Genomic DNA, 23,159 nt, shown 5'->3' with positions numbered 1-23,159 from the left:
GAATGTGCAAGGTACATAGCGTAAAGAGTGAGCCGCCGGGAAAATGTGATATTCTTCGCAAAATCACCCGGTTACAGTACGGGACAATGTGACTCCCGGCGCAACTTGAACAACAAGGTGAAAACCATTGATGAAGACCCTTAACGTCACCGCCATTGCAGTGCTGGTAATTGCGATTTTCTACGTTCTGATTGTGGGCGAAGCATTGCTGTTGCCGCTGGTGGTGGCGGTGGCCCTGTGGTACCTGATCAATCTGCTCGCCAGCGGGTTTCAGCAATTCAAACTGGGAGGTGTCCGCATCCCCTGGTCGGTCTGCCTGCTGGCTTCCATTCTTACGTTTGTTGCCCTGGGCTGGGCCGTGGTCAATTTCATCGGCTCCCGTATCGCGGATGTCAGAGACGTAATTCCCACTTACCAGGCAAATATCGAAGCCCGCATACGAAATCTACCGTTTTCCGAATACCTGATGGACGAGGAAACCGGGGATCTGTCGGGATTTTTGCTGGACCCTGGCTGGCTTGATCTGCCTGCTATTTTCGCTTCCCTGGCCAGTACTTTCACATCGATAGTCACCAGTGGCGGTATCATCTTCATCTACATTATTTTTCTGTTGCTGGAACAGGGCAGCATGGATAAGAAAATTTCCAGCCTGGTGGATAATCCGGAGCGGGAACGAAGAGTTCGCAACATCATTAAAAAGATTCAGCACGATATTCGCAAATACATCAGCATCAAGGTGTTCACCAGCACGCTAACCGGGGTGCTCAGCTATGGATTTCTGCTTATTCTTGACGTCGATTTCGCTGCGGTGTGGGGATTACTGATATTCCTGCTCAACTTCATTCCCACGGTTGGATCGATCATTGCCACGATTTTCCCCGCCGTCATTGCGCTGGCTCAGTTCGAAGGCTACACCCAGTTCGTGCTGGTGCTGGCGGTGATCGCGTCATTCCAGATGGCCATCGGCAATTTCCTGGAACCAAGGATGATGGGTACGTCGTTCAACCTCAGCCCGCTGTTGATCCTGTTGAACCTGGGCCTTTGGGGCTATATCTGGGGGGTGGTCGGGATGTTTCTGTGTGTGCCCTTCCTGATCATTGTCTTTATCGTACTGGCTCATTTTCCGCAAACCCGGCCTATCGCGGTCATGCTGTCCGCCGATGGGAATGTCGGGTTTATCGATGACGAGTGAGCCGGCCGTAGAGGGTGCGAGCGAGCCTTTGCATAGCCTTGAAATTCTTTCCTGGCGCTGCACCCGCAGGCCGTTAAACGCTATAATCCCTCTCCGCGGAACAAGGGAATGTCTGACCCGTCAGTGCTTCCCCGATCCTCTTGAGCCAACCCACTAGCTGGATTTACCAGATGAATAGCGCTGAGATCAGACAGAAGTTTTTAGATTTTTTTGCCCGTAACGGTCACCAGGTGGTCAATAGCAGCACCCTGGTGCCTGCCAATGACCCGACGCTACTTTTTACCAATGCCGGGATGGTGCAGTTCAAGGAAGCATTCCTGGGGGAGGAAACCCGGGACTGTCCTCGCGCTACCAGCTCCCAGCGCTGTGTCAGGGCGGGGGGCAAGCACAATGACCTGGAGAATGTCGGTTATACCGCGCGGCATCACACCTTTTTCGAGATGCTCGGCAACTTCAGTTTTGGCGACTATTTCAAGCGCGAGGCGATCAGATTTGCCTGGGAGTTTCTGACTGTTGAACTCGGGCTGCCGGCTGAAAGACTGTGGGTGACCGTTTTCCAGGATGACGACGACGCGGCGTCTATCTGGCTGGATGAAATGAAAATAAATCCGCAGCGTTTTTCCCGCCTGGGCGAGGCAGACAATTTCTGGGCCATGGGGGATACAGGTCCCTGCGGGCCGTGCTCAGAAATCTTTTACGATCATGGCGAAGAGGTTGAAGGCGGTCCGCCGGGAAGTCCCGATGAGGACGGGGACCGCTACGTGGAGATCTGGAATCTGGTATTCATGCAGTTTGATCGCCAGCCCGATGGCACGCTGAACCCGCTGCCCAAACCCTCGGTCGATACCGGCATGGGGTTGGAGCGCATAGCCGCTGTGATGCAGGGTGTGCACAGTAACTATGAAATTGATCTGTTTCAGATCCTGCTGAAAGCTGCGGCGAAGATTACCGGGGAAAGCGATCTGTCGCGGCCCTCGCTGCAGGTGATTGCCGACCACATTCGCTCCTGTGCCTTTCTGATCGTGGATGGGGTGATCCCCTCCAACGAGGGGCGAGGCTATGTTCTGCGGCGCATAATACGCCGTGCTGTGCGGCATGGTTACCAGTTGGGCATCAAGGAAATCTTTTTTTACAGGCTGGTCGGCGCGCTCGCAGAGGCCATGGGTGAGGCCTATCCGGAACTGCTCGCACGGCAGCAGTTCGTCGAAAAAGTGCTGCGGGAAGAAGAGCAGCAGTTTGCCCGCACCCTGGAACACGGCATGGGAATTCTTGAACAGGCCATCGAAAAATTGCAGGGCAGCGTGATTCCGGGGGAAACCGTATTCCGACTCTACGACACTTACGGGTTCCCGCTGGATCTCACCGCTGACGTGGCGAGAGAACAGGGTCTGACCCTGGACCGTGAAGGTTTTGACAAAGCCATGGAAGAGCAGAAGTCCCGTGCCAGGTCCGCCAGCAGTTTCGGCGGTGTCGAAAAACTGGTAATCGACCTGGCTTCAGCCACTGAATTCATCGGCTACGACCACTTGCAGGGGCAGGGCACTGTGCAGGCGATTTATCAGCATGGTCAGCCAGTAAAGCAGATCGCGGCAGGTGCGGAAGCAGACCTGATACTGGACAACAGTCCGTTTTATGGTGAATCCGGTGGTCAGATTGGTGACTGCGGCACCTTGCAGGCAGACGGCAAACTTTTTGAAGTGATCGACACGCAGAAACAGGGGGATTACCTCATTCATCGAGGCGTGCTGCAGAGCGGTGAACTGCATACAGGCGATCTGATCAGTGCCCAGGTGCTGGCTGAAAACAGGGCAGCGATCACCCTGAATCATTCCGCCACCCACCTGATGCATGCGGCCCTTCGCCAGGTGCTGGGTTCTCACGTTGCCCAGAAAGGCTCACTGGTAACGGCTGACCGGCTGCGGTTCGATTTTTCCCATCCATCGTCGCTGACTGAGCCGGAACTGCGTGAGGTGGAAGAGTTGGTCAACGGGCAGATACTGGCCAATAGCGAAGTCAGCAAAGAAGTCATGAGCATGGATGACGCGCGGCAAAAAGGTGCACTGGCACTGTTTGGCGAGAAATACGGCGACCAGGTGCGGGTAGTCAGCATGGGTGATCAATTTTCCACCGAGTTGTGTGGCGGCTGCCACGTGCAGCGAACCGGTGATATCGGGGTCTTTAAAATTGTCAGTGAGGCGGGCATCGCCGCCGGTGTGCGCCGGATAGAAGCGGTGACCGGCAGGGCGGTTCTGGAACTGGTCAATCGGCGGGAACAGACACTGTCTCAGCTGGAAGAGATCGTCAAAGCCAGCGAAGAAGGCCTGGTGGACAAAGTCCGGCAGTTGGCCAGCCAGACCCGCTCTCTGGAGAAACAACTTGAACAGCTTAAGGCCAAGCTGGCCAGCAGCGCCGGCAGTGACATCGCCAGTCAGGCAAAGGAAGTGAATGGTGTCAAGCTGCTGGCCGCCCGGCTGGAGGGTTTTAATGCCAAATCGCTGCGGGATACCGTGGATCAGCTTAAGAACAAACTGGGTGCCGGCAGCGTTATTGTGCTGGCCAGCGAAGAAGACGGCAAGGTCAGCCTGGTGGCTGGTGTAACCGCCGATCTGACCGACCGGATCAAAGCCGGCGAGCTTGTGAGCATGGTGGCGAACCAGGTTGGCGGCAAGGGTGGCGGCAGGCCCGATATGGCCATGGCGGGTGGTAGCGATGCCGCCGCCTTGCCGGCAGCGCTACAGAGTGTGGAACCCTGGCTTAGCGAGCGTCTTTAGTCTCAGGGTGGCTGGTGGGAAGCGATTGCATTCGGGCAGTCATTACTGTTTAATTTGCAGCTTTTTGGACAGCAGTAAACAAGACAATGGCATTGATCGTTCAAAAATACGGCGGGACGTCGGTAGGCTCTGCGGAGCGTATCGAAGCAGTAGCCGATAAAATCGCCGGTTTTCGTGATCGGGGTGATGACATAGTGGTCGTGGTGTCAGCCATGAGTGGCGAGACCAACAGACTGGTTGCGCTGGCCCAGGCAGTCAGCGAGAACCCGCCGCCACGGGAAATGGATGTACTGCTTTCCACCGGTGAGCAGGTCACCATCGCTTTATTGTGCATGGCTCTGCAAAGCAGGGGATACCCGGCCCGGTCCTTCACCGGCGGCCAGGTGCGGATTCTTACCGACGAGGCCCATACCAAGGCCAGGATCCGGGAAATCGACGACGTTAAAATCCGTGACGAGCTGGCTGCTGGCCGGGTTGTCGTGGTGGCGGGCTTTCAGGGCGTAGACGGGGGAGGGAACATAACCACCCTGGGTCGAGGGGGGTCGGACACCACGGCGGTCGCTCTGGCCGCTGCGCTGAAGGCGGATGAATGCCAGATTTACACCGATGTGAAAGGCGTTTACACAACCGACCCACGCGTAGTGAAGGACGCCAGCCTGCTGGAGTCCATCACCTTTGAGGAAATGCTGGAACTGGCAAGCCTGGGTGCCAAGGTGTTGCAGATTCGTTCGGTGGAATTTGCCGGCAAATACAAGGTACCCCTGCGGGTATTGTCCAGTTTCGAAGAGGGGCCTGGAACCCTGATCAGTATAGAGGAAGAAAGTGATATGGAAGATCCGGCTATTGCGGGAATCGCTTTTGCGCGTGACGAAGCCAAGATTACTGTCTCCGGTGTCCCTGACGTTCCCGGCGTTGCCTACAACGTGATAGGTCCGGTCAGTGAGGCAGGAATCGAAGTGGACGTGATTGTCCAGAACGTCTCCGCCGATGGAACTACCGACATTACTTTTACCGTCAAGCGCCCCGACAGCAGGCAGGCTCGCGAAATTCTGGAAAGGGTAGCGACGGCTATCCACGCCAGGCAGGTCAGTGTGGACGACAAGATTGCCAAGGTCTCAATTGTCGGCGTTGGCATGCGCTCCCATGCAGGTATCGCCAGTAAAATGTTCAAGACCCTGGCGGATGAAAATATCAATATTCAGATCATCACCACTTCCGAGATCAAGATTTCAGTCGTGATCGAGGAGAAATACCTGGAGCTGGCTGTCAGGGCTCTGCATGCGGCCTTCGAGCTGGGCGATCCGGACTATCAGCCAAAACCGGAGGAAGACGCTTAAGGCATCGCGCCGGCAGGGCAGGATCCAGGCTCGGTTGTCGGTGAGGATGGTGGCAGATCCGACAGGTTGAATCACGCGTATTGTCAGAGTCGTCAAGCCATACTGGGCTTACGGGGCTCTCACAGGCTAATTGGGTATTTCCAATGGGTCTAAATACGTGAATAATGGGCCAGGCAATGGAATGGTAAAAGGAGGTAACACATGCTGATTCTAACCCGCCGAATAGGGGAGACCCTGATGGTAGGAGACGATGTCACCATCACGGTTCTGGGTGTCAAGGGCAACCAGGTTCGAATCGGAGTGAACGCCCCGAAAGACGTGGCTGTGCACCGCGAGGAAATCTACCAGCGCATCCAGAAGGAGCGCAATGGCGACGAAGACCCCGATGGGTCAGACGGGGACACCTGAACCCTGGCGGCCGGTTAGCCGCCGGAAGTTCTCTCACTACGCCGACAGAATTCGGGCAGTGAGGGCAACTGCTACACTGGGCGCTGCGCGCGGGTAACAGTTGCAGACCCAGAAGCAGTCAGCCTCAGGCTGCTCCACAGGGTCCCCGACGCAATCGGGCATGTGTCCAGACGGTCAATTGACCAACTCCTCACAAAGTACAGCAATGTTGAATTCGCGCTAAGCCTGATTCAAACCTAACCCCCTCTAGCTTTCTGTCCCGCCGGCATTCCGTTATTTTTCCAATCCTAGGACACCCGGACTACACAAAAGCCAGGAATCCTGTGCTATTATTCCGCCTCCTGGAGAGATGGCCGAGTGGCTGAAGGCGCGCCCCTGCTAAGGGCGTATAGGGTTAAACCTATCGAGGGTTCGAATCCCTCTCTCTCCGCCAAGCAGTCTTGTCTCTTCTAGGATATCCCCTAGAACACCTAAATACTTCAAAGAATTCAGTGGGATGCTGGCCCATGGTCAGGCCAGCATGGACTTCTACGGGAGATTTTCGGCGGAATTATCCCAAATTTCTCTGCAGGCCCATTTGGTAGTCCATGGTGGCTTCAATTGGCTGCAAATGTCTGGCCATCTTGCTTGTGAAAGCGTGACCAATTGAGATGGTTAGGGGGAGTGGAAAGGGGGATGGAAAGGGCGGCTAGGCGTTCTCCCCATTTATAACCAGCGCTCTGTCTACGACATCGTAGCCCAGAGGCACAAACCCACCCATCCACATGCCTTTGTGCTTGGAGGCAGCCAGCTTGTCCCGAATGCGCTCACCGGTGATCTCTCGCTCAAACTGGGCAAAGGACAGAAGCACATTAAGGGTCAGGCGTCCCATGGAACTGGTTGTGTTGAATTGCTGGGTGACGGAGACAAAGGAAACGCCGTGGCTATCGAACAGTTCAACCAGCTTGGCAAAATCATGGTTCGGAGATAGCTTTAATGCTTCCTATAAGCCAATTGCGCATCCTGGTTAGATTTATAACGTGCTGAGCGGGCTGCGCACGCCGTGAGCACCCTGGTTCAACACGTGGGTGTATAACTCGGTGGTTTTTACGTCGGCATGCCCCAGTTGTTGCTGCACAGTGCGGATATCTGCTCCTGACTGCAATAAGTGAGTGGCAAAGGAGTGGCGCAGGGTATGGCAGGTTACTGACTTGCGGATACCTGCTTTGCGGGCGGCCGCCTTGACCAGTCTGTTTACGTTGGTTTCGTCGTAGTGGTGGCGGCGAACCCGGCCGCTGTGCGGGTCTACACTAAATCTGCTAGCCGGAAACAGGTATTGCCAACCCAGGCTTTTGCAGGCGTTTGGATATTTTCTTGCTAACGCCTCCGGCATCCAGACGCCGGCGAAATCGGCCACACATAGATCCTGTTCGAGCAACAGGTTCACGTGTTTTATCTGCAGACGAAGCCGGGGAATGAGCTCTTCAGCCAGGGTCACAAGCCGATGCTTAGCTCCTTTGCCAAACAGAACCCGCACCTGTTTATAGTCCAGGTCAATATCCTTCACTCTGAGGCGCACCAGTTCTATTCTTCGCAGACCTGAACCGTACAAGAGGCCCGCCATCAGATAGTGGCAGCCTGTCAACTGATTGAGCAGGTTTGCTACCTCCGGTTGAGTCAGAACCACGGGTAATTTCCGTTGCCTTGTTGCCCGAGCGAAATTACCAGGTAATTCCAATGGACGGGACAGATAATCCCTCATCAAAAAGGCGATGGCATTCAGGGCCAGGGACTGCGTTCCCGGAGCCACATCGCGCTTGACCGCCAGCCAGGTGAGAAATCGCTCTACATCAGCGGGGCCCAGTTTCTCCGGGTGTTGCTTGTGACAAAATACAATGAAATACTTTATCCAATAACAGTATGACTGGATCGTACGCTTACTGTAATTCCGCGCTCGCATATAGTCTGCAATAGATTGCAGAAACGGTGAGTTTGACATAACAGCCGGTTCTTCCTTGAAAGCCCTGTCCTAGTAGAGTGTAGCAGGTATTAAAAAGGGTAAATTACCCTCCAACGGTCGAGGAGCAAGGGATCGTTGTTAAATATCGATAAATTTCAAGAGGCTGACTTTAAACAGCTAAACGAATGAAGAATTACAAATTAAACTCGCTATTAACTATTATGAGGTCTACGACCTCATTAACAGACTGTTAGGCGTCATACGTTCTATTTTAGTGTAATTATTAGAGTGAAAAAATCGGAGCAAGGAAATGCTGGACAAGTTAAGACATCCAAGAGCAAGACGAGCCTTCATTGTTATTGTCTTGTTGGCGACTGTGGTCTCTCTAGTGGTGAATTATGTCGTTGAATACCCAGCAGCGGCTGCGCTTCTACAAAGCTGCCCTATAAATTCGTCTTCAAACCCTTTTTGGTGCGAAGGATTATCATTCACTTATAAGCTGATTTCACAACTGACATACAGTTTTATATCGGCTGCTTTAGTAGCGGTCTTGTTCATCGGAATATATGCCGTTGTTCAAGATGAAGAAAAATCAACGACTGACGTCGAAATAATTTTTCAACCTGACCAAAGAAAAAGACATTACCACGCGCTAGGAAAAGCTACATTTTGGCTACACAATGGCCATTTAGCGAATTGGGTGCGTCGTCATGTACTTCCTGAATTTCATAAACGGTCTGCGGAGGACTTAGCTTCCAGAAAAATACACGCAGCTATATTAGACCCATGTAGCGATGGTGTTTGTGAAACATATTTAGTACATGTAGCACAGCTTCCGGTAGATCAACAAAGAATTACCGATCTCCTGACATTAAAAGCTGATATTTGCGCAACGATCTATTTATTTTGCAAGTATTACAAAGAAGGCTTGCTTGATTTATCAATTTATTTAAAACGTGAACTTAGCTTTATAAGAGATGATATTTGTGATAGCTGTACTTTTTGGACAACTGCTGGGAAAAATACCCCTGCTATTCTTCTCTTAAATAGAGATGCTTCCTCTCATTATTACAATCTTTCTTTGAAGGCATTTCAAACTATTGCTTCTAAACATTACCAACAGCTAGATATTTCTAAAGGTAATACTACACTTAGATCACTAAACATGGATGAAAAGACAGGAATTGGGACAATACTAAGACTGTATTTTCCAAATGAAGAAATTTTACATACTCAGAGTTTCATTGATTTAGTACTAGAACGATCAAAAATGGAGTAATCGAAAGTTGATAAAAGACATATCACCAATTCCCCACCCTAACAATGCTTCAAAGTTTATTATAGAGTTTTCTCGAAAAGAAGATGGTCCAATGGAACGGGTGCAGGCAAGGAGGAGTGAGGCAAGAAATAATCGGAGTAAATTTTTTGGACGAATATCCCTTCCAAACATTCATATAGATTGGATTCGTCCAACACAAAGTCCAAACATAGAAATAGTAAACTTTGTAAGTGATTCTAACCAAGTACGCCGAACAGAGTATTTGACACCTCCAAAAATAGATACAGATTATGATTTTTATAATACAGGAGTTGATGGAGTACTAACATTTGATAAAAATATTGCTGTAGCGCTTATTTCAGGCGATTGTGTGCCACTTGTAGTATGGGACAATGACTCAAAGCTGCATGGAATTATCCATATTGGCATTCTTGGAGCGCTTAATGGCGTAGCTCGATCGTTAGAAATATTATTTAAAGAATTTAAAATCGATGCTAGTCACTTGCATGCATACCTTGGGCCATCCATTTCAAGAATTAATTACGATGTAACTCGATCCGGACTATGGGAGGCAATAAAGCCGCAGGTCCTTAAGGATAAGATCTTACTCAAAGAAATTGAGCCTTACTACGACGGAGTTCATTTCGATGTTAGGGGGCTTATAGGTGCTCAATTGAGCCAAACTGGCTTCTGTGATCAGAATATTGAATATTTTGAACAATGCACTGCCTCAAAGGAGTCTCCCTTTTATTCGCACTACGCTGCTGTGCAAGATGGCGAAGAGCCTCATAATTTTTGCTCAATCATATGTCCCAAAGTATAAAGAAAATATTGACAGCCATTGAAAATGACCCAACAGTAAAAGGACTAGTTTCAACTGCTTCCGATATTAAACAAAAAAGGGGATTTCTTGACTTTCTTGAAGATGTTTTAAGTATGCCCTCATCGCAAATTCAACCACTGATTCGAGACTCGTACTATCATAAAAATGGGTTTTCTAAACTTGTGCTCGCAGGCAAAGAACTTGGACCTCGAATTCGAATTCATTATTGGAATATAAAAAATGCTACGCAACCTTTTCATAGTCATACATGGAATTTCTCAGCTATTGTGCTTAAAGGGTCGCTAAAAATTGAAGAAGCTAGCATATGCAATTTCGGCGGTGACTTAAAATTGTATAACGTTCCAAATCGAGCTGCCAGGACAAATGGAGCCACTGTATTTTGTGAAACAAGTAATGCTTTAATAATAGAAAGATCACCAAAAATAGTAGAGAACGGTAATTTACACTCTCTGGCTGTTAAAAAATTCCATTCAGTTTCTTGCTTAACTAAAGAAGGGGCTATAAGTCTAGTCCTGCAGGGGCCTCATGAATCACAGTGCTCTAAAATATTGATGGATTCATATGTCAAACTCCATGATCCATATGAAGTTAAATATTTTTCAATGAAATCTTATACGAATGAATTAAGGGAAATTTTAGAGATTTTAGAAACACAATATGGGTAGATAATTATTTTATACTTTGCTCGCCTAACAAATACTTGCAGACGGACCAAATCATGCTGTCATGCATTTTGCTAAGATCGCAAAATACATGCCAGCATGCCTTGGCCGCTGAAGAAAAGCGTTGAGGCTGTAGAAAAATCCCTATACCGTTCGTTCTGATATATAATGTAGCCCTCACAGACAAAGAGGCTTTTCTGTTGCCTAACTTCAAACATTACGATTACAACCAGTCTTCTATGGTTGTCATCAACTACGAAGACCAGCTCCAGCCCGGTACTTTCGAGCACACCATCCACCACCTGATCGATAACAAGCTGGACCTGTCCGTTTTTCATCCCAACTACCGCAATGATGACAATGGCCGCCCGGCCTACGACCCGGCGATTCTGCTGAAGATCATCCTCTTCGCCTACTCCAAGGGCATTACTTCCAGCCGCGAGATACAGTGGTGCTGCGAGACCAACATCCTGTTCAAGGCTCTGTCCTGCGACAGCGTGCCCCACTTCACCACCATCGCGCATTTTGTCAGTACCCATACCGATGAGATCGAAGCCCTGTTCGAACAGATTCTGCTGGTCTGCCACCAACAGGGGCTGCTGGGCAATGAACTGTTTGCCATCGACGGCTGCAAGATGCCCTCCAATGCCGCCAAGGAGTGGTCCGGCACATTCAAGGAACTTGAGGAGAAGCGTGACAAGATCCGGCGTCGCATCCGCCATCAGTTAACCGAGCACCGGCGCCTGGACAAGCAGGATCCGGACAACCAGGCCCGGGTTGAGCGTTCGAAACAGACCCTGGAAACGCTCGATAAGGCCTGCGACCGCATCGACCGCTTCCTAAAGCAGGCGGCCCCAAGGATGGGACAAGGTCGCCGGCGCAAGGAAGTGAAGAGTAATATCACCGACAATGAAAGTGCCAAGATGACCACCAGCAAGGGCACGATCCAGGGGTATAACGGGGTTGCAACGGTCGACGGCAAGCATCAGGTCATTGTGGACGCCCAGGCTTTTGGGGAAGGCCAGGAACACCATACCCTACAACCGGTTATCGAGGCAGTCCGGGGACGCCTCAAGAAACTCAAGATCAACAGGAACCTCAGCAAGACCGGCACGGTAATCACTGCTGATACTGGCTTTGCCAATGAAGCCAACATGAAATACCTGAAGGATAACGGCCTCAATGCCTATATCCCGGACAACCAGTTCCGCAGCCGCGATCCCCGCTTTGCGGATCACAAAAACAAGTACGGCAAGAAGCCGGCAGTAACCGGCAAGCCCTGGGGCGGAGACAAGAAGAAGGCCGTTATCCCCGGCAGTGAGTTTACCTTTGATGCCAAGGCGCTGGTCTGCATCTGCCCCCAGGGAGAGACGCTCAGCTATAACGGAACCCGCACCAATGCCCAGGGTGACAAAGTGGCTTACTTCGAGGGACGCTTATTACAATGCCGACACTGTCCGAGGAAGAAGGCTTGTATGCACAACCCGGAATCCGCTGACCACCGAAAGGGGCATGGCAGGCAGGTGTCCTTTGTCCTAAAGCAAGCCGGCAAGCGGGAGTCCAGCACCCCGTATACCGACTGGATGAAGGCCAGGGTTGATAGTGAGCAAGGTAAGGAAATTTATGGGCACCGGATGTCGGTGGTGGAGCCGGTGTTTGGTAATATCGGAACCAACAAGGGTTTGAATCGGATCAGTCTGCGAGGCAAACGCAAGGCGCAGGGGCAATGGCGCTTGTATTGCATGGTTCACAATATTGAGAAGTTGATGAATTACGGGAAGCTGGCGGCATCACCGTGAGAGGATGAGCGAATATCTGATCGATCTGGGTAAATTCAGATGGAAACGTCAAATACAAACGAATCGATAAATGGCCATAGGTAGAGAGACAATAATACCAGCTTGGGAAGGCCTGACTTGTCAGTCGGTTTTTCTACAGCCTCGTTATGGAGCTAGTTAAATTTTGGAGATAGTTCTAGTTTTTTGTACTGTACTTGGCGGCATAGCTGCTCTGTGGTATTTCTGGGAAAAAATATTCCCCAAAACCGAACCAACAATTGAGCAGCCACAAGTAATTCCACCTATTTCCGCAGAACCAACGAGAGAACGAATAGAACAGGCAATTTTGGACTCGAATCCTCAAGAAGACTGGAATCGCACAGGTGACATTAATCGGTCCGTAATTTCTTACAATAGAGACCACAACTTGAGATTTGAGGTTCATTACACAGATGAGGGAAAGCAGAATGCTGATTTCAAAGAACCTTGGGCAAATCGGCATCCAGATCAGCATGCTACGGGCTACTGGTGCAACCTGTACTACGGCGCAACTTTAATAGAACGTTTTATTCTGGTATCTGTAGATGGTGGTAGAGCTATGTTACCGATTCCGAAAGACGGTGAAGATGGCATGCGACCAGATCGTATTTTGCCTTTAGATTATCGCATAGCTCAAATTCATGACACTATCGGTAACTTGGATGAATATATACGTAGATCTGACCTTCATGTCAGTGCAAGCGCTCCATAACAAACAAATCAAAAAGGAAGCAGTGCTTCGCGACTGCTCCTATTATTCAGGGCGTTAGGTGGCATAAGTGCCCGTAGCGAGCGTTGAATTATGAAAGAACCTAATTCATGCGTAACAGTTCACATGGCTGCAAGCCTTGATGGTTTCATTGCAAGAACAGATGGGAGTGTTGATTGGCTTGAGACTTCCGATGAATATGCAAAAGGTGAAAATCTGGATCCAGAATATGTTGAGGAATTCCTCAATTCTATCGATTGTTATGTGATGGGTTCACGCACCTATGAAACAGCGCTCGGTTTTGATACCCAGGGGGTAGGCTGGGCCTATGGAGATAAGCCTGTATTCGTGCTCACAACTAGAGATCTACCGAGAAATCGAGAATCTGTAAGATTCCACTCTGGGAATATTGGCAATTTCGTGAATGAAGAGCTTCGCCCGAATTTTAAATCCATATGGTTCGCCGGAGGTGGTGAGGTTTGCACCGAATGCATCCGGCTGGGACTTGCAGACGAGATTAGCTACTCTATTCTTCCAGTGCTGATTGGTGATGGAATTTCCTTCTTTGGAAAACTTGATAATGATGTTTCCCTACATTTAGCGGATGCAAAGGCATACAAAAGCGGGATGGTAGATCTACGCTACGAAGTAGTAAGAAAGAACAAGAATTCTTGAAATGCCACCTAACAATCAGTTCAATCGCCCCTTCAGGGCTCTAGGACAAGTGGCTGCGCCACTTGCCTATTAACCAGGGCTACATGGACTCTCCCAAGTGTCAAGCGCTGATGGTATTAGACCTTAAGGTATAGACTGCAGCTCTACATTCGGCCTTCTGATGAGTTGTTCTGTCAACTCGGGCCCAGATGAATATTCGCTAGTGAAATCGGCCTCATTCGTTAGACGATCTTTCTGATCACCCTTGTTACCAGGCTCTGATTTCCTCGGTCTGACCTGTTTGTCAGATAACGTAAAATATTTTTCGCACATTTTTTTGAAGGGGGTGGCCCCGGTCTGTTAAAACTGTAATCGCCAAACCACAGTACAGACCATAAGGAAGCCACCCATGAAAAACGATAACACAAAACCTTTGAGCAAGGTGATACGTATCGACGAGAGCGAGATCCGCGGCCATCTGGATGAGATGGTTAGGGGAACCGTTGAAGAGACATTGAATGCCATGCTTGACGCTGAGGCTGATGATCTCTGCAATGCCCAGCGTTACGAGCACTCCCCGGACCGCATTGATTCCAGGGCCGGTAGCTACAAACGGAAACTCCACACGAAAGCCGGAGAAGTCGAGATCAAGGTGCCGAAATTGCGGAAGCAGACCTTTGAGACAGCAATAATTGAACGCTATCGACGCCGGGATATATCCATCGAGGAAGCCATTGTGCAGATGTACCTGGCTGGGGTTTCAGTTCGTCGCGTGGAAGATATTACTGAGGCGCTGTGGGGCACCCGGGTTTCGTCAGGCACGGTCTCCAATCTCAACAAGAAGGTCTATAAGCATATTGAACGCTGGCGTAGCCAGCCCCTTGAGGGGGATTTCGCCTACGTATATCTGGACGGGATCGTGCTCAAGCGCAGCTGGGGCGGCGAGGTGAAGAATGTCTCGGTGCTGGCGGCCATTGGTGTAGACAGTGACGGCTTCAGGCGCATTCTGGGCGTCTCTGAGGGGCATAAGGAAGACAAGTCCGGTTGGCTGGGCTTCCTCAAGGAGCTGAAGAAACGCGGATTGAAAGGCGTCAGGCTGTTTATCTCAGATGCCTGTCTGGGCCTGATCGAGTCACTTGCAGAGGTCTATCCGGACGCGGACTGGCAACGCTGTGCTGTTCATTTTTATCGCAATGTATTCTCCCATGTGCCTAGTGGCAGGGTCAGAGAGGTAGCGGCCATGCTGAAGGCCATTCACGCCCAGGAGAGTCGTGAGGCCGCTGAGAATAAGGCCAGGGATGTCGTTGAGAAATTAAAAGCGATGAAGCTCAAAGTGGCAGCAGAGCTGGTAGAGAACTCAATTCATGAAACTCTGACCTACTATGCTTATCCACCGCAGCATTGGCTGAAGCTGAAGACCAACAATCCGATGGAACGGCTGCTCAAGGAAGCTAGGCGCAGGACCAAGGTAGTCGGTGCTTTCCCGGATGGTCACTCTGCATTGATGCTGGTGGCTGCTAGGCTTCGGCATGTTTCTGCCACGTCTTGGGGAACCCGCAAGTACATGAACATGGAGTTGCTGAGGGAGATGGATCAGGAAGCAATACACTCAGCAGCCTAACCAAAAACCGGGACTGCCCCTGAAGAAAAAGTGCGAAACATTTTTGACACTACCGTTTGTCATCTACCGCCTTCGCAGGACTCGGTGGGTATCACTTGTAAATTCTTACTAGTTAAATTGTGTTCAATACAGTGCGTTAAATTTACTCGTCGTTCACACAGGCATCGTTCGATAGCTTTCCTGCTTCATCATCAAGGTCCATATTAACCTCGCATTTCTGGCCGCCAACGCGACCACTGCCCGCAAGTAGCCTCGGCGAGCAATCAGGTCCCTCAGCCAGCAGCTGACCCTGTCTTGTTTATCTCTCAAATTGGCCACCACTGCTCTAGCACCGTGTACCAGACAAGTGCGCAAATATTGGTCCCCTTTCTTCGTAATACGGCCCAGTTTGATCTTACCCCCTGTCGTGTATTGCCTGGGAACCAGTCCTAACCACGCTGCAAACTGCCGACTATTCTTGAACATCTTTGGGTTGGGTACGCTGGCCACTACGCCGCTAGCCGTCTGTTCTCCTATGCCAGGGATTGTCATTATTAGCCTGGCAATTGGGTGTTCTTTCACCAGCAATGCAAGTTCTCGATCATAGTCTTGAATCTGATCACTGGCCTGTTTGATACGCTGCCATAGATTGGCAATAACCCGCCTCGCAGTCATCGGCAAGCTATTCTCAGCATCTTCCAATATGCCCACTATCGCCTGCTGAGCCGGATAACGGCCTTTGGGCATCACAATGCCAAACTCACTCAGCAGGCCTCGAAGTTGGTTGATCATGCTAGTTCTGTCACGTACCAAGCCCTGGCGTACTCGATGTATACACAACACCGCCTGTTGATCCGGCGTCTTGATTGGGACAAACCAGATATTGGGCCGTAATACTGCTTCACAAATGGCCTCGGCATCGTTATTGTCATTCTTACTGCCCTTGCGGTATGGTTCAACAAACTTGGCCGCAATAAGGCCTACTCGGTGCCCGAGCTTAATGAACTCGCGGCCCCAGTAATGTGCGCCTGAGCAGGCCTCCATGCCAATGAAACAGGGTGGGCACTGAACGATGAAAGGCAATAGCTTGTTTCGCGATAACGACTTGCGTAGAACAACCTTACCCTGCTCGTTCATGCCGACGACACTGAAAGAATTTTTAGCCAAGTCTATACCGATGGTTGTAATATTCATTTGGGCTCCCCTTACTATTAAGTGTATTGGTAACACATTCACTTTGGCACGTTGCGATGCCGTTAGGTAGGGGGAGTCCATTTCATTCGTTAGATAACCTATGGATTCTTCGTTCGAACACCTAAGCATATTCGCGGAAGTCGCGGCGGCCCTTGTTGGCTTCATTGCAATATTTCTTGTCCTCGTTCGACGAGAGGAGAAATTTCCAGCGGAAGATGCAATAAGAATACGAGTGATGGTGCTAGTCGGATTCGCAGGGATCTCCATGTCGCTATTGCCCATAGCTATCGCTGAAACCAACTTGGATAACGTACAGGTATGGGTTATAAGTAGTGCCGCATTCATTACCATGATTGGCAGCATAGCGGCGTACACTGCGGTCCGCCATTTTCAGTTGCCGGATACGGCCAGAAAAAACATCCCTTGGAGCAATTTGCTCATTGGTTGGAGCTGCGCCGCGGCTGCTGCGGGCCTTTTAGCGTCGAATGTGTTGCAGATGCCTATTTTCGGCTATTCGTTCTCATATACTGCTTCATTGCTTCTCGTGCTTGCTGTTGGCGCCACAAACTTTTACATAATTGCAATCCAGAAACTGTTGGAGCTATGAGAGCTCTGCTCTCCGAAAGTAGGAGCCGGTTGGGGATCAGTGAGAGCCGATACCGCCGGCCACCTAACAAGCGCATGTTGTCGGACTGGTTTTCCGCTGCGCTCCAAACCAGCCGCAAATTCGGGCGTTGAGGCTGTAGAAAAATCCCTATACCGTTCGTTCTGATATATAATGTAACCCTCACAGACAAAGAGGCTTTTCTGTTGCCTAACTTCAAACATTACGATTACAACCAGTCTTCTATGGTTGTCATCAACTACGAAGACCAGCTCCAGCCCGGTACTTTCGAGCACACCATCCACCACCTGATCGATAACAAGCTGGACCTGTCCGTTTTTCATCCCAACTACCGCAATGATGACAATGGCCGCCCGGCCTACGACCCGGCGATTCTGCTGAAGATCATCCTCTTCGCCTACTCCAAGGGCATTACTTCCAGCCGCGAGATACAGTGGTGCTGCGAGACCAACATCCTGTTCAAGGCTCTGTCCTGCGACAGCGTGCCCCACTTCACCACCATCGCGCATTTTGTCAGTACCCATACCGATGAGATCGAAGCCCTGTTCGAACAGATTCTGCTGGTCTGCCACCAACAGGGGCTGCTGGGCAATGAACTGTTTGCCATCGACGGCTGCAAGATGCCCTCCAATGCCGCCAAGGAGTGGTCCGGCACATTCAAGGAACTTGAGGAGAAGCGTGACAAGATCCGGCGTCGCATCCGCCATCAGTTAACCGAGCACCGGCGCCTGGACAAGCAGGATCCGGACAACCAGGCCCGGGTTGAGCGTTCGAAACAGACCCTGGAAACGCTCGATAAGGCCTGCGACCGCATCGACCGCTTCCTAAAGCAGGCGGCCCCAAGGATGGGACAAGGTCGCCGGCGCAAGGAAGTGAAGAGTAATATCACCGACAATGAAAGTGCCAAGATGACCACCAGCAAGGGCACGATCCAGGGGTATAACGGGGTTGCAACGGTCGACGGCAAGCATCAGGTCATTGTGGACGCCCAGGCTTTTGGGGAAGGCCAGGAACACCATACCCTACAACCGGTTATCGAGGCAGTCCGGGGACGCCTCAAGAAACTCAAGATCAACAGGAACCTCAGCAAGACCGGCACGGTAATCACTGCTGATACTGGCTTTGCCAATGAAGCCAACATGAAATACCTGAAGGATAACGGCCTCAATGCCTATATCCCGGACAACCAGTTCCGCAGCCGCGATCCCCGCTTTGCGGATCACAAAAACAAGTACGGCAAGAAGCCGGCAGTAACCGGCAAGCCCTGGGGCGGAGACAAGAAGAAGGCCGTTATCCCCGGCAGTGAGTTTACCTTTGATGCCAAGGCGCTGGTCTGCATCTGCCCCCAGGGAGAGACGCTCAGCTATAACGGAACCCGCACCAATGCCCAGGGTGACAAAGTGGCTTACTTCGAGGGACGCTTATTACAATGCCGACACTGTCCGAGGAAGAAGGCTTGTATGCACAACCCGGAATCCGCTGACCACCGAAAGGGGCATGGCAGGCAGGTGTCCTTTGTCCTAAAGCAAGCCGGCAAGCGGGAGTCCAGCACCCCGTATACCGACTGGATGAAGGCCAGGGTTGATAGTGAGCAAGGTAAGGAAATTTATGGGCACCGGATGTCGGTGGTGGAGCCGGTGTTTGGTAATATCGGAACCAACAAGGGTTTGAATCGGATCAGTCTGCGAGGCAAACGCAAGGCGCAGGGGCAATGGCGCTTGTATTGCATGGTTCACAATATTGAGAAGTTGATGAATTACGGGAAGCTGGCGGCATCACCGTGAGAGGATGAGCGAATATCTGATCGATCTGGGTAAATTCAGATGGAAACGTCAAATACAAACGAATCGATAAATGGCCATAGGTAGAGAGACAATAATACCAGCTTGGGAAGGCCTGACTTGTCAGTCGGTTTTTCTACAGCCTCGTTAGCGCGAAATATGGAAGCGAAAGTATGATCACGAGAGAAGTCACAGATGGTGAAGTTTTAGCGCTATCTACCAGAGAAGAGTCACACTTTTTCGATAAAAAATCGTCGGCAATTTCAGGGAAGGGTGTGCAAAAGATCGCCGTTGCATTTGCAAACGCAGATGGTGGAGAGTTTCTAATTGGTATCGCGGATGATGCTGACGCACCAAGCCCTGAGGATAGATGGCAAGGTGTGGATAACATCGAAGCACTAAACTCTCATCTACAAGCGATATTTGCCATACAACCTGCTCTTGATGTTCGGTATGAGTTTCTTAAGCATAACGATGATAAAAGTTACGTGTTAAGGGTTACTGTAGAAAAAAGCTCTGAAGTTCACAAGACCTCAGACAGCACTGTATATCAACGTTATGGGGCGCAATCACTGCCAATCAAAGACCCACAACAGATAGCGCAGCTTTCTTTTGCCAAAGGATCAACGACATATGAAGATCAGCTGCTTAAAGAATTACCTCCTGAACTGATAGTGGAATCTACCGAATTGGTATCATTTGGGTTCTACCCCGATTTTACGGACACTTCAAAGAAGCCTCATAATAGGCGAAAGGAGTGTTTATGTCGAAGAGAAGAAAGTACAGTCCCGAGTTTAAGCAAGGTGCCGTTGAGCAGGCCCGTCAGCCAGGTGTCAGTTGTGCTCAGGTAGCACGTGAACTGGGCCTCAACTCTAATCAGCTGTCCCGCTGGAAACGCGAAGCTGACGCTCGTGGCCATCAAGCCTTTGGTGGTACCGGCAAGCCCAGAGATGAGGAGATGGCCCAGCTAAAACGAGAGTTGGCCCGCGTTAAGAAGGAACGAGATTTTTTGCGCGAAGCGGCAACGTTCTTTGCCAAGGAATCGTCCTGAGGTACCAGGCGATTCAACGTTGTTGCAATGAGTTTCCAGTACGCATGATGTGCAGGTGCCTTAAGGTTTCACCCAGCGGGTATTATAGTTGGGAGACTCGACTACCGAGTGCCAGACAACTCGACAATGATCGATTGCTGGGACGTATACGTGAGATTCATGATGACAGCCAGGGCTGTATCGGTGCCCCACGCATGCATGAGGACCTGGTACATGAAGGAGAATCCGCCAGCAAGAACCGTGTTGCTCGCCTGATGGCTACAGAGGGTCTGCAGGGCTGGCCACGAAAGAAGAAACAGGGTCAACGCGGCCGACCCGGCCTGCCGCCTCCTGGCGTTCGGAACTTGCTGGAACGAGATTTCACCGCACTTGAACCCGAAAGCAAGTGGGTAACCGATATTACGGAGATAAAGACTGGCGAAGGTAAGTTGTATCTGTGCGTTGTCCTTGATCTTTTCAGCAATCTGGTTGTCGGCTGGTCAATGCATCATCGGGAGGATCGACAGATGGTGATCCGAGCCGTGGAGATGGCAGTTTGGCAACGTCAGGGAGACTGGTCCGTGATTCTGCATTCAGATCGTGGTGGTCAGTTTCGCAGCGGTGACTATCAGCGCTTCCTGAAGCAGAACACCCTGATCTGCTCAATGAGTGCTGTAGGTCATTGCGGAGACAACGCAGCCTGCGAAGGTTTCTTCGGGGTGCTCAAGAGAGACAGGACAAACCGCAAGCGCTATCGAACAATGAACATAGCAAAAGCGGATATTTTTGATTACATTGAGAGATTCCACAATCCGCGAATGCGACGAAGAGTCGCCAAGCGTGATCAGGAGTTTACGAACGTTTTAGAACCGTCCGTAGAAACGGGGTAGAACCCATTAGGGTCAATATTCACGGCAATTCAACACCCCGGCCATACATCGACAGGAACTTGCTCTCAATCTCATCGCTGACGCTGGTTTGATGCTTTGCTAGAGACTGCCGCGAACCGAAGTTCACGACACTGGACATACCTGCGCTACGGAGATAACTTTCGATTATCGAGAAAATAAATAGAATTCAGAGGTTCTTCTAATGCGGCTTTTCGTCTTTATACTTGCTCTAGGGCTCATGTCAACTGCCTTTTCCCAGGACTATTCGATAAATGCACCAAGCGAAGCACATATTCGGCAACGCATCGAAGTAAACTGGACGGCACCTCAAGACACCGGCGGACTCCTCGAAGTCCGGCCGATCCAGGAAGGCGCCCGGCGAGTTGGCTATTCCTATGTGCGAAACAACCCTGAAGGTATAGAGGTGCCTGAGGAGCCAGGTCAATACGTCGTCGTCTTTGTATTCGAAAACGAGATACGCGCAACAGCGACGCTGAGCGTTGTGATGGCCGAGGCCGAGTTGTCCGGGCCAGTGACCGCAGGCGCCGGCGAGACCATTGAAGTGAGTTGGACCGGTCCGTCAAGCCGCAGCGATCAGATTACCTGGGCCGAGCGCAATGGCGCCTTTATTCGCGGTACCAGCTACGCCTATGTACAGTCTGGAAATCAAGGCATTCGGAGCCTGCGCGCACCGGCTGATGCCGGTGAATACGACGTTATCTACCGTAGCGGTGAGACAATCCTTGCGCGTCATCCCATTACCATTGGCTCTATTGAAGCGAGCTTAGAGGCTCCAGCCACTATACACGCCGGCGGTAGTATCGAAGTGACTTTTGAAGGACCGAACAATTCGGGCGACCTCATTACCTTTGCCGAGCGCGGCGGAGAAGCAAGTAGAGGCATTGGCTCTTACACCTACGTTGGCAATGCGGACAGAAACACGGTTGTTTTGCGCGCCGGTGAGACGCCCGGCGCGTATGACGTAGTTTATGTTTCGAATAATCGCGTAATTGGTCGTTCACCGATTGATATCGGTGTAGCCAGTGTCGATATCGACGGACCGGGTGGGGTGAGCTCGCGATTACGCTTCCCTGTCAACTGGTCTGGTGCCGGCAATGCAGGAGACCTGATATTCATTCGAGATGAGGCTGGCCAGGAGTACGACTATGCCTATATTGATACCAACGAGCCGACCGTTGAGCTTATTGCGCCAGAGGTTGTCGGCACATACACGATTATTTATCGAACCCGTGGTGGTTTAGTTGCCGCCAGTGAACCTTTAAATGTGCTACCAAGCGAAGTACCTCCAGGTGAGTTGGTCGTAACACAGGCACGGGCCACACTCGGCAGTGGCGATGCTGTAGAAATAATTCTCGATGCTTCAGGTAGCATGCTTCAGCGTCTCGGTGATTCGCGCCGAATCGAGATTGCCAAACGCACTTTGAATGATCTTGTGTCCACGGCTATTCCATCAGGTACGGGCTTTATCCTGCGAGTGTTTGGTCACCGTGAGGCTGATTCCTGCCGAACCGATCTTGAAATTCCGCTTGACCCACTCGACCCAACGGCGGTGATGAGTAAGATATCTAGTATCGACGCAATGAATCTGGCACGAACTCCAATCGGGGCTTCGATAGCGGCGGTGCGAGATGATATGGAGAGCGTAACTGGGCAGCGTGTGGTCGTCGTGCTGACGGATGGCGAGGAAACCTGCGACGGCGACGCCGCAAGTGAAATCGAAGCACTGCGCAATATCGGCTGGGATATTCGCGTTAACATCGTTGGCTTCGCTATTGACGACGCCGAGCTTGTGCGCACGTTTGAAAGTTGGGCGGCAGCCGGCGGCGGGGAATATTTCAATGCCACCAGTGCCGAAGACCTCAGCGCTGCAATGTTGCGTGCTGTGGCGGCGCGTTTCGAAGTGATAAACGCAAACAATGAAACCATCGCGAGCGGACTGACAGGCGGCGAACCGATTGTCTTGCCACCCGGCGACTACCGCATTGTGGCGGGTAGTATAGATATGCTGGTGACGATTATATCGGGGCAAGTTGTTACAGCAGGGTTGCAGTAAAGTCTATTGCAGATTAAGGGACACTAATAACTTTATAAGTTAGTCAAACCTAATCGACTACATTTGGGTTCAAAAAAACTTGGGGCAGATTTAGTTTCTGGATAAACCTATTCTGCGAGCAGATTGTTCGAAGCCAGTTACTCTCGATTGAAATGTTCGCATTGAAGCCGGCAGCGGTAATAGAATGATTACAAACGTAGTACCGCTTAGAACCCACAGCGGACGGCACTCCCTTGTTGCACCTAATCCATAAGTGAGTCTTGACATGACTGCAAACTTCGAGTTTTATCATGAGCAGATATGGCTAGATTACAACAACGACGCTGGCTCATGGCCGGAGTGTGAAAACCGGA

At 50.8% G+C, this 23,159-nt stretch carries 18 protein-coding genes, 1 tRNA gene and 1 pseudogene; 17 read left to right on the top strand and 3 right to left on the bottom strand.

Translation table 11 applies throughout. The annotated features are described in order from the left end of the window. Positions 1-130 precede the first annotated feature (130 nt). From R3F50_19300 to R3F50_19280, 5 genes are all read left to right on the top strand, one after another. Positions 131-1,192 carry an AI-2E family transporter gene (locus R3F50_19300; protein ID MEZ5492432.1) on the top strand — a complete coding sequence of 354 codons (1,062 nt, stop codon included), beginning with the start codon at positions 131-133 and terminating at the stop codon, positions 1,190-1,192. Positions 1,193-1,362: 170 nt separating this feature from the next. After that, positions 1,363-3,963: an alanine--tRNA ligase gene (gene alaS / locus R3F50_19295; protein MEZ5492431.1), complete on the top strand. Its 2,601-nt coding sequence runs from the start codon at positions 1,363-1,365 to the stop codon at positions 3,961-3,963. Between the two features lie 86 nt (positions 3,964-4,049). Continuing rightward, positions 4,050-5,300: an aspartate kinase gene (locus R3F50_19290; GenBank protein MEZ5492430.1), complete on the top strand. Its 1,251-nt coding sequence runs from the start codon at positions 4,050-4,052 to the stop codon at positions 5,298-5,300. A 201-nt stretch (positions 5,301-5,501) separates the two neighbouring features. Further along, the gene (csrA, locus tag R3F50_19285) at positions 5,502-5,708 is read left to right on the top strand and encodes a carbon storage regulator CsrA (GenBank protein MEZ5492429.1); all 207 of its coding nucleotides are present in this window, start codon (positions 5,502-5,504) and stop codon (positions 5,706-5,708) included. A gap of 343 nt (positions 5,709-6,051) precedes the next feature. Then, positions 6,052-6,141: transfer RNA gene (locus tag R3F50_19280), tRNA-Ser, on the top strand. 270 nt (positions 6,142-6,411) lie between these two features. Here the strand turns inward: R3F50_19280 and R3F50_19275 are convergent. Together R3F50_19275 and R3F50_19270 are read right to left on the bottom strand one after the other, a co-directional pair. Then, positions 6,412-6,663 (bottom strand): annotated as a pseudogene (locus R3F50_19275) (recombinase family protein). Positions 6,664-6,720: 57 nt separating this feature from the next. Next, the gene (locus R3F50_19270) at positions 6,721-7,686 is read right to left on the bottom strand and encodes an integron integrase (GenBank protein MEZ5492428.1); all 966 of its coding nucleotides are present in this window, start codon (positions 7,684-7,686) and stop codon (positions 6,721-6,723) included. Positions 7,687-7,957: 271 nt separating this feature from the next. Here R3F50_19270 and R3F50_19265 point away from each other — a divergent pair, with 271 nt between their 5' ends. The 7 genes from R3F50_19265 (at position 7,958) to R3F50_19235 (ending at position 15,233) form a co-directional block, all read left to right on the top strand. After that, on the top strand, positions 7,958-8,926 hold the full coding sequence (locus R3F50_19265) for a hypothetical protein (GenBank protein ID MEZ5492427.1): 969 nt from the start codon (positions 7,958-7,960) through the stop codon (positions 8,924-8,926). A 7-nt stretch (positions 8,927-8,933) separates the two neighbouring features. Further along, complete coding sequence (locus R3F50_19260; protein MEZ5492426.1) at positions 8,934-9,749, top strand: laccase domain-containing protein; 816 nt, start codon at positions 8,934-8,936, stop codon at positions 9,747-9,749. 8 nt (positions 9,750-9,757) lie between these two features. Beyond that, positions 9,758-10,435, top strand: a complete 678-nt coding sequence (locus R3F50_19255; protein MEZ5492425.1) for a hypothetical protein — start codon at positions 9,758-9,760, stop codon at positions 10,433-10,435. A gap of 197 nt (positions 10,436-10,632) precedes the next feature. Further along, positions 10,633-12,231 carry an IS1182 family transposase gene (locus R3F50_19250; GenBank protein ID MEZ5492424.1) on the top strand — a complete coding sequence of 533 codons (1,599 nt, stop codon included), beginning with the start codon at positions 10,633-10,635 and terminating at the stop codon, positions 12,229-12,231. Between the two features lie 163 nt (positions 12,232-12,394). Next, positions 12,395-12,961: a hypothetical protein gene (locus tag R3F50_19245; GenBank protein MEZ5492423.1), complete on the top strand. Its 567-nt coding sequence runs from the start codon at positions 12,395-12,397 to the stop codon at positions 12,959-12,961. A 90-nt stretch (positions 12,962-13,051) separates the two neighbouring features. Next, positions 13,052-13,633, top strand: coding sequence for a dihydrofolate reductase family protein (locus R3F50_19240; GenBank protein ID MEZ5492422.1), 582 nt, complete (start codon positions 13,052-13,054; stop codon positions 13,631-13,633). A gap of 388 nt (positions 13,634-14,021) precedes the next feature. Continuing rightward, positions 14,022-15,233 (top strand): IS256 family transposase, encoded by a 1,212-nt coding sequence (locus R3F50_19235; GenBank protein MEZ5492421.1) that lies wholly within the window; start codon positions 14,022-14,024, stop codon positions 15,231-15,233. Positions 15,234-15,386: 153 nt separating this feature from the next. Here the strand turns inward: R3F50_19235 and R3F50_19230 are convergent, their stop codons facing one another. Continuing rightward, positions 15,387-16,406 (bottom strand): IS110 family transposase, encoded by a 1,020-nt coding sequence (locus R3F50_19230; GenBank protein ID MEZ5492420.1) that lies wholly within the window; start codon positions 16,404-16,406, stop codon positions 15,387-15,389. 100 nt (positions 16,407-16,506) lie between these two features. Between R3F50_19230 and R3F50_19225 the strand changes: the two genes are divergently transcribed. The 5 genes from R3F50_19225 to R3F50_19205 all read left to right on the top strand — a co-directional run bounded on the left by R3F50_19225 (position 16,507) and on the right by R3F50_19205 (position 22,806). Next, positions 16,507-17,013, top strand: coding sequence for a hypothetical protein (locus R3F50_19225; protein ID MEZ5492419.1), 507 nt, complete (start codon positions 16,507-16,509; stop codon positions 17,011-17,013). Positions 17,014-17,216: 203 nt separating this feature from the next. Beyond that, a complete protein-coding gene (locus R3F50_19220) occupies positions 17,217-18,815 on the top strand; it encodes an IS1182 family transposase (GenBank protein ID MEZ5492418.1) in 1,599 nt (532 codons plus the stop codon). Positions 18,816-18,985: 170 nt separating this feature from the next. Beyond that, a complete protein-coding gene (locus R3F50_19215; protein ID MEZ5492417.1) occupies positions 18,986-19,663 on the top strand; it encodes an ATP-binding protein in 678 nt (225 codons plus the stop codon). Continuing rightward, positions 19,576-20,732, top strand: a protein-coding gene (locus R3F50_19210) for an IS3 family transposase (protein MEZ5492416.1) whose coding sequence is annotated in 2 segments (ribosomal slippage) — positions 19,576-19,816 and positions 19,816-20,732 — 1,158 coding nt in all. Because the reading frame shifts where the segments join, the coding sequence is not laid out codon by codon here. The genes R3F50_19215 and R3F50_19210 overlap by 88 nt, the downstream gene beginning before the upstream one ends. Positions 20,733-20,970: 238 nt before the next feature. After that, positions 20,971-22,806, top strand: a complete 1,836-nt coding sequence (locus R3F50_19205; protein ID MEZ5492415.1) for a VWA domain-containing protein — start codon at positions 20,971-20,973, stop codon at positions 22,804-22,806. The last annotated feature ends 353 nt before the right edge of the window (positions 22,807-23,159 follow it).

Source organism: Gammaproteobacteria bacterium, from assembly GCA_041395725.1.
In the GTDB taxonomy this organism is placed as follows: domain Bacteria; phylum Pseudomonadota; class Gammaproteobacteria; order Pseudomonadales; family Pseudohongiellaceae; genus NORP240.
The sequence above is the reverse complement of the archived record's forward strand: the minus strand, read 5'-3'. Positions and strand labels throughout refer to the sequence as shown.

Coding starts and splice junctions, on each gene's coding strand:
- R3F50_19300 (MEZ5492432.1), top strand. CDS start 131: ATGAAGACCCTTAACGTCACCGCCATTGCAGTGCTGGTAATTGCGATT.
- alaS (MEZ5492431.1), top strand. CDS start 1,363: ATGAATAGCGCTGAGATCAGACAGAAGTTTTTAGATTTTTTTGCCCGT.
- R3F50_19290 (MEZ5492430.1), top strand. CDS start 4,050: ATGGCATTGATCGTTCAAAAATACGGCGGGACGTCGGTAGGCTCTGCG.
- csrA (MEZ5492429.1), top strand. CDS start 5,502: ATGCTGATTCTAACCCGCCGAATAGGGGAGACCCTGATGGTAGGAGAC.
- R3F50_19270 (MEZ5492428.1), bottom strand. CDS start 7,686: ATGTCAAACTCACCGTTTCTGCAATCTATTGCAGACTATATGCGAGCG.
- R3F50_19265 (MEZ5492427.1), top strand. CDS start 7,958: ATGCTGGACAAGTTAAGACATCCAAGAGCAAGACGAGCCTTCATTGTT.
- R3F50_19240 (MEZ5492422.1), top strand. CDS start 13,052: ATGAAAGAACCTAATTCATGCGTAACAGTTCACATGGCTGCAAGCCTT.
- R3F50_19235 (MEZ5492421.1), top strand. CDS start 14,022: ATGAAAAACGATAACACAAAACCTTTGAGCAAGGTGATACGTATCGAC.
- R3F50_19230 (MEZ5492420.1), bottom strand. CDS start 16,406: ATGAATATTACAACCATCGGTATAGACTTGGCTAAAAATTCTTTCAGT.
- R3F50_19225 (MEZ5492419.1), top strand. CDS start 16,507: ATGGATTCTTCGTTCGAACACCTAAGCATATTCGCGGAAGTCGCGGCG.
- R3F50_19215 (MEZ5492417.1), top strand. CDS start 18,986: ATGATCACGAGAGAAGTCACAGATGGTGAAGTTTTAGCGCTATCTACC.
- R3F50_19205 (MEZ5492415.1), top strand. CDS start 20,971: ATGTCAACTGCCTTTTCCCAGGACTATTCGATAAATGCACCAAGCGAA.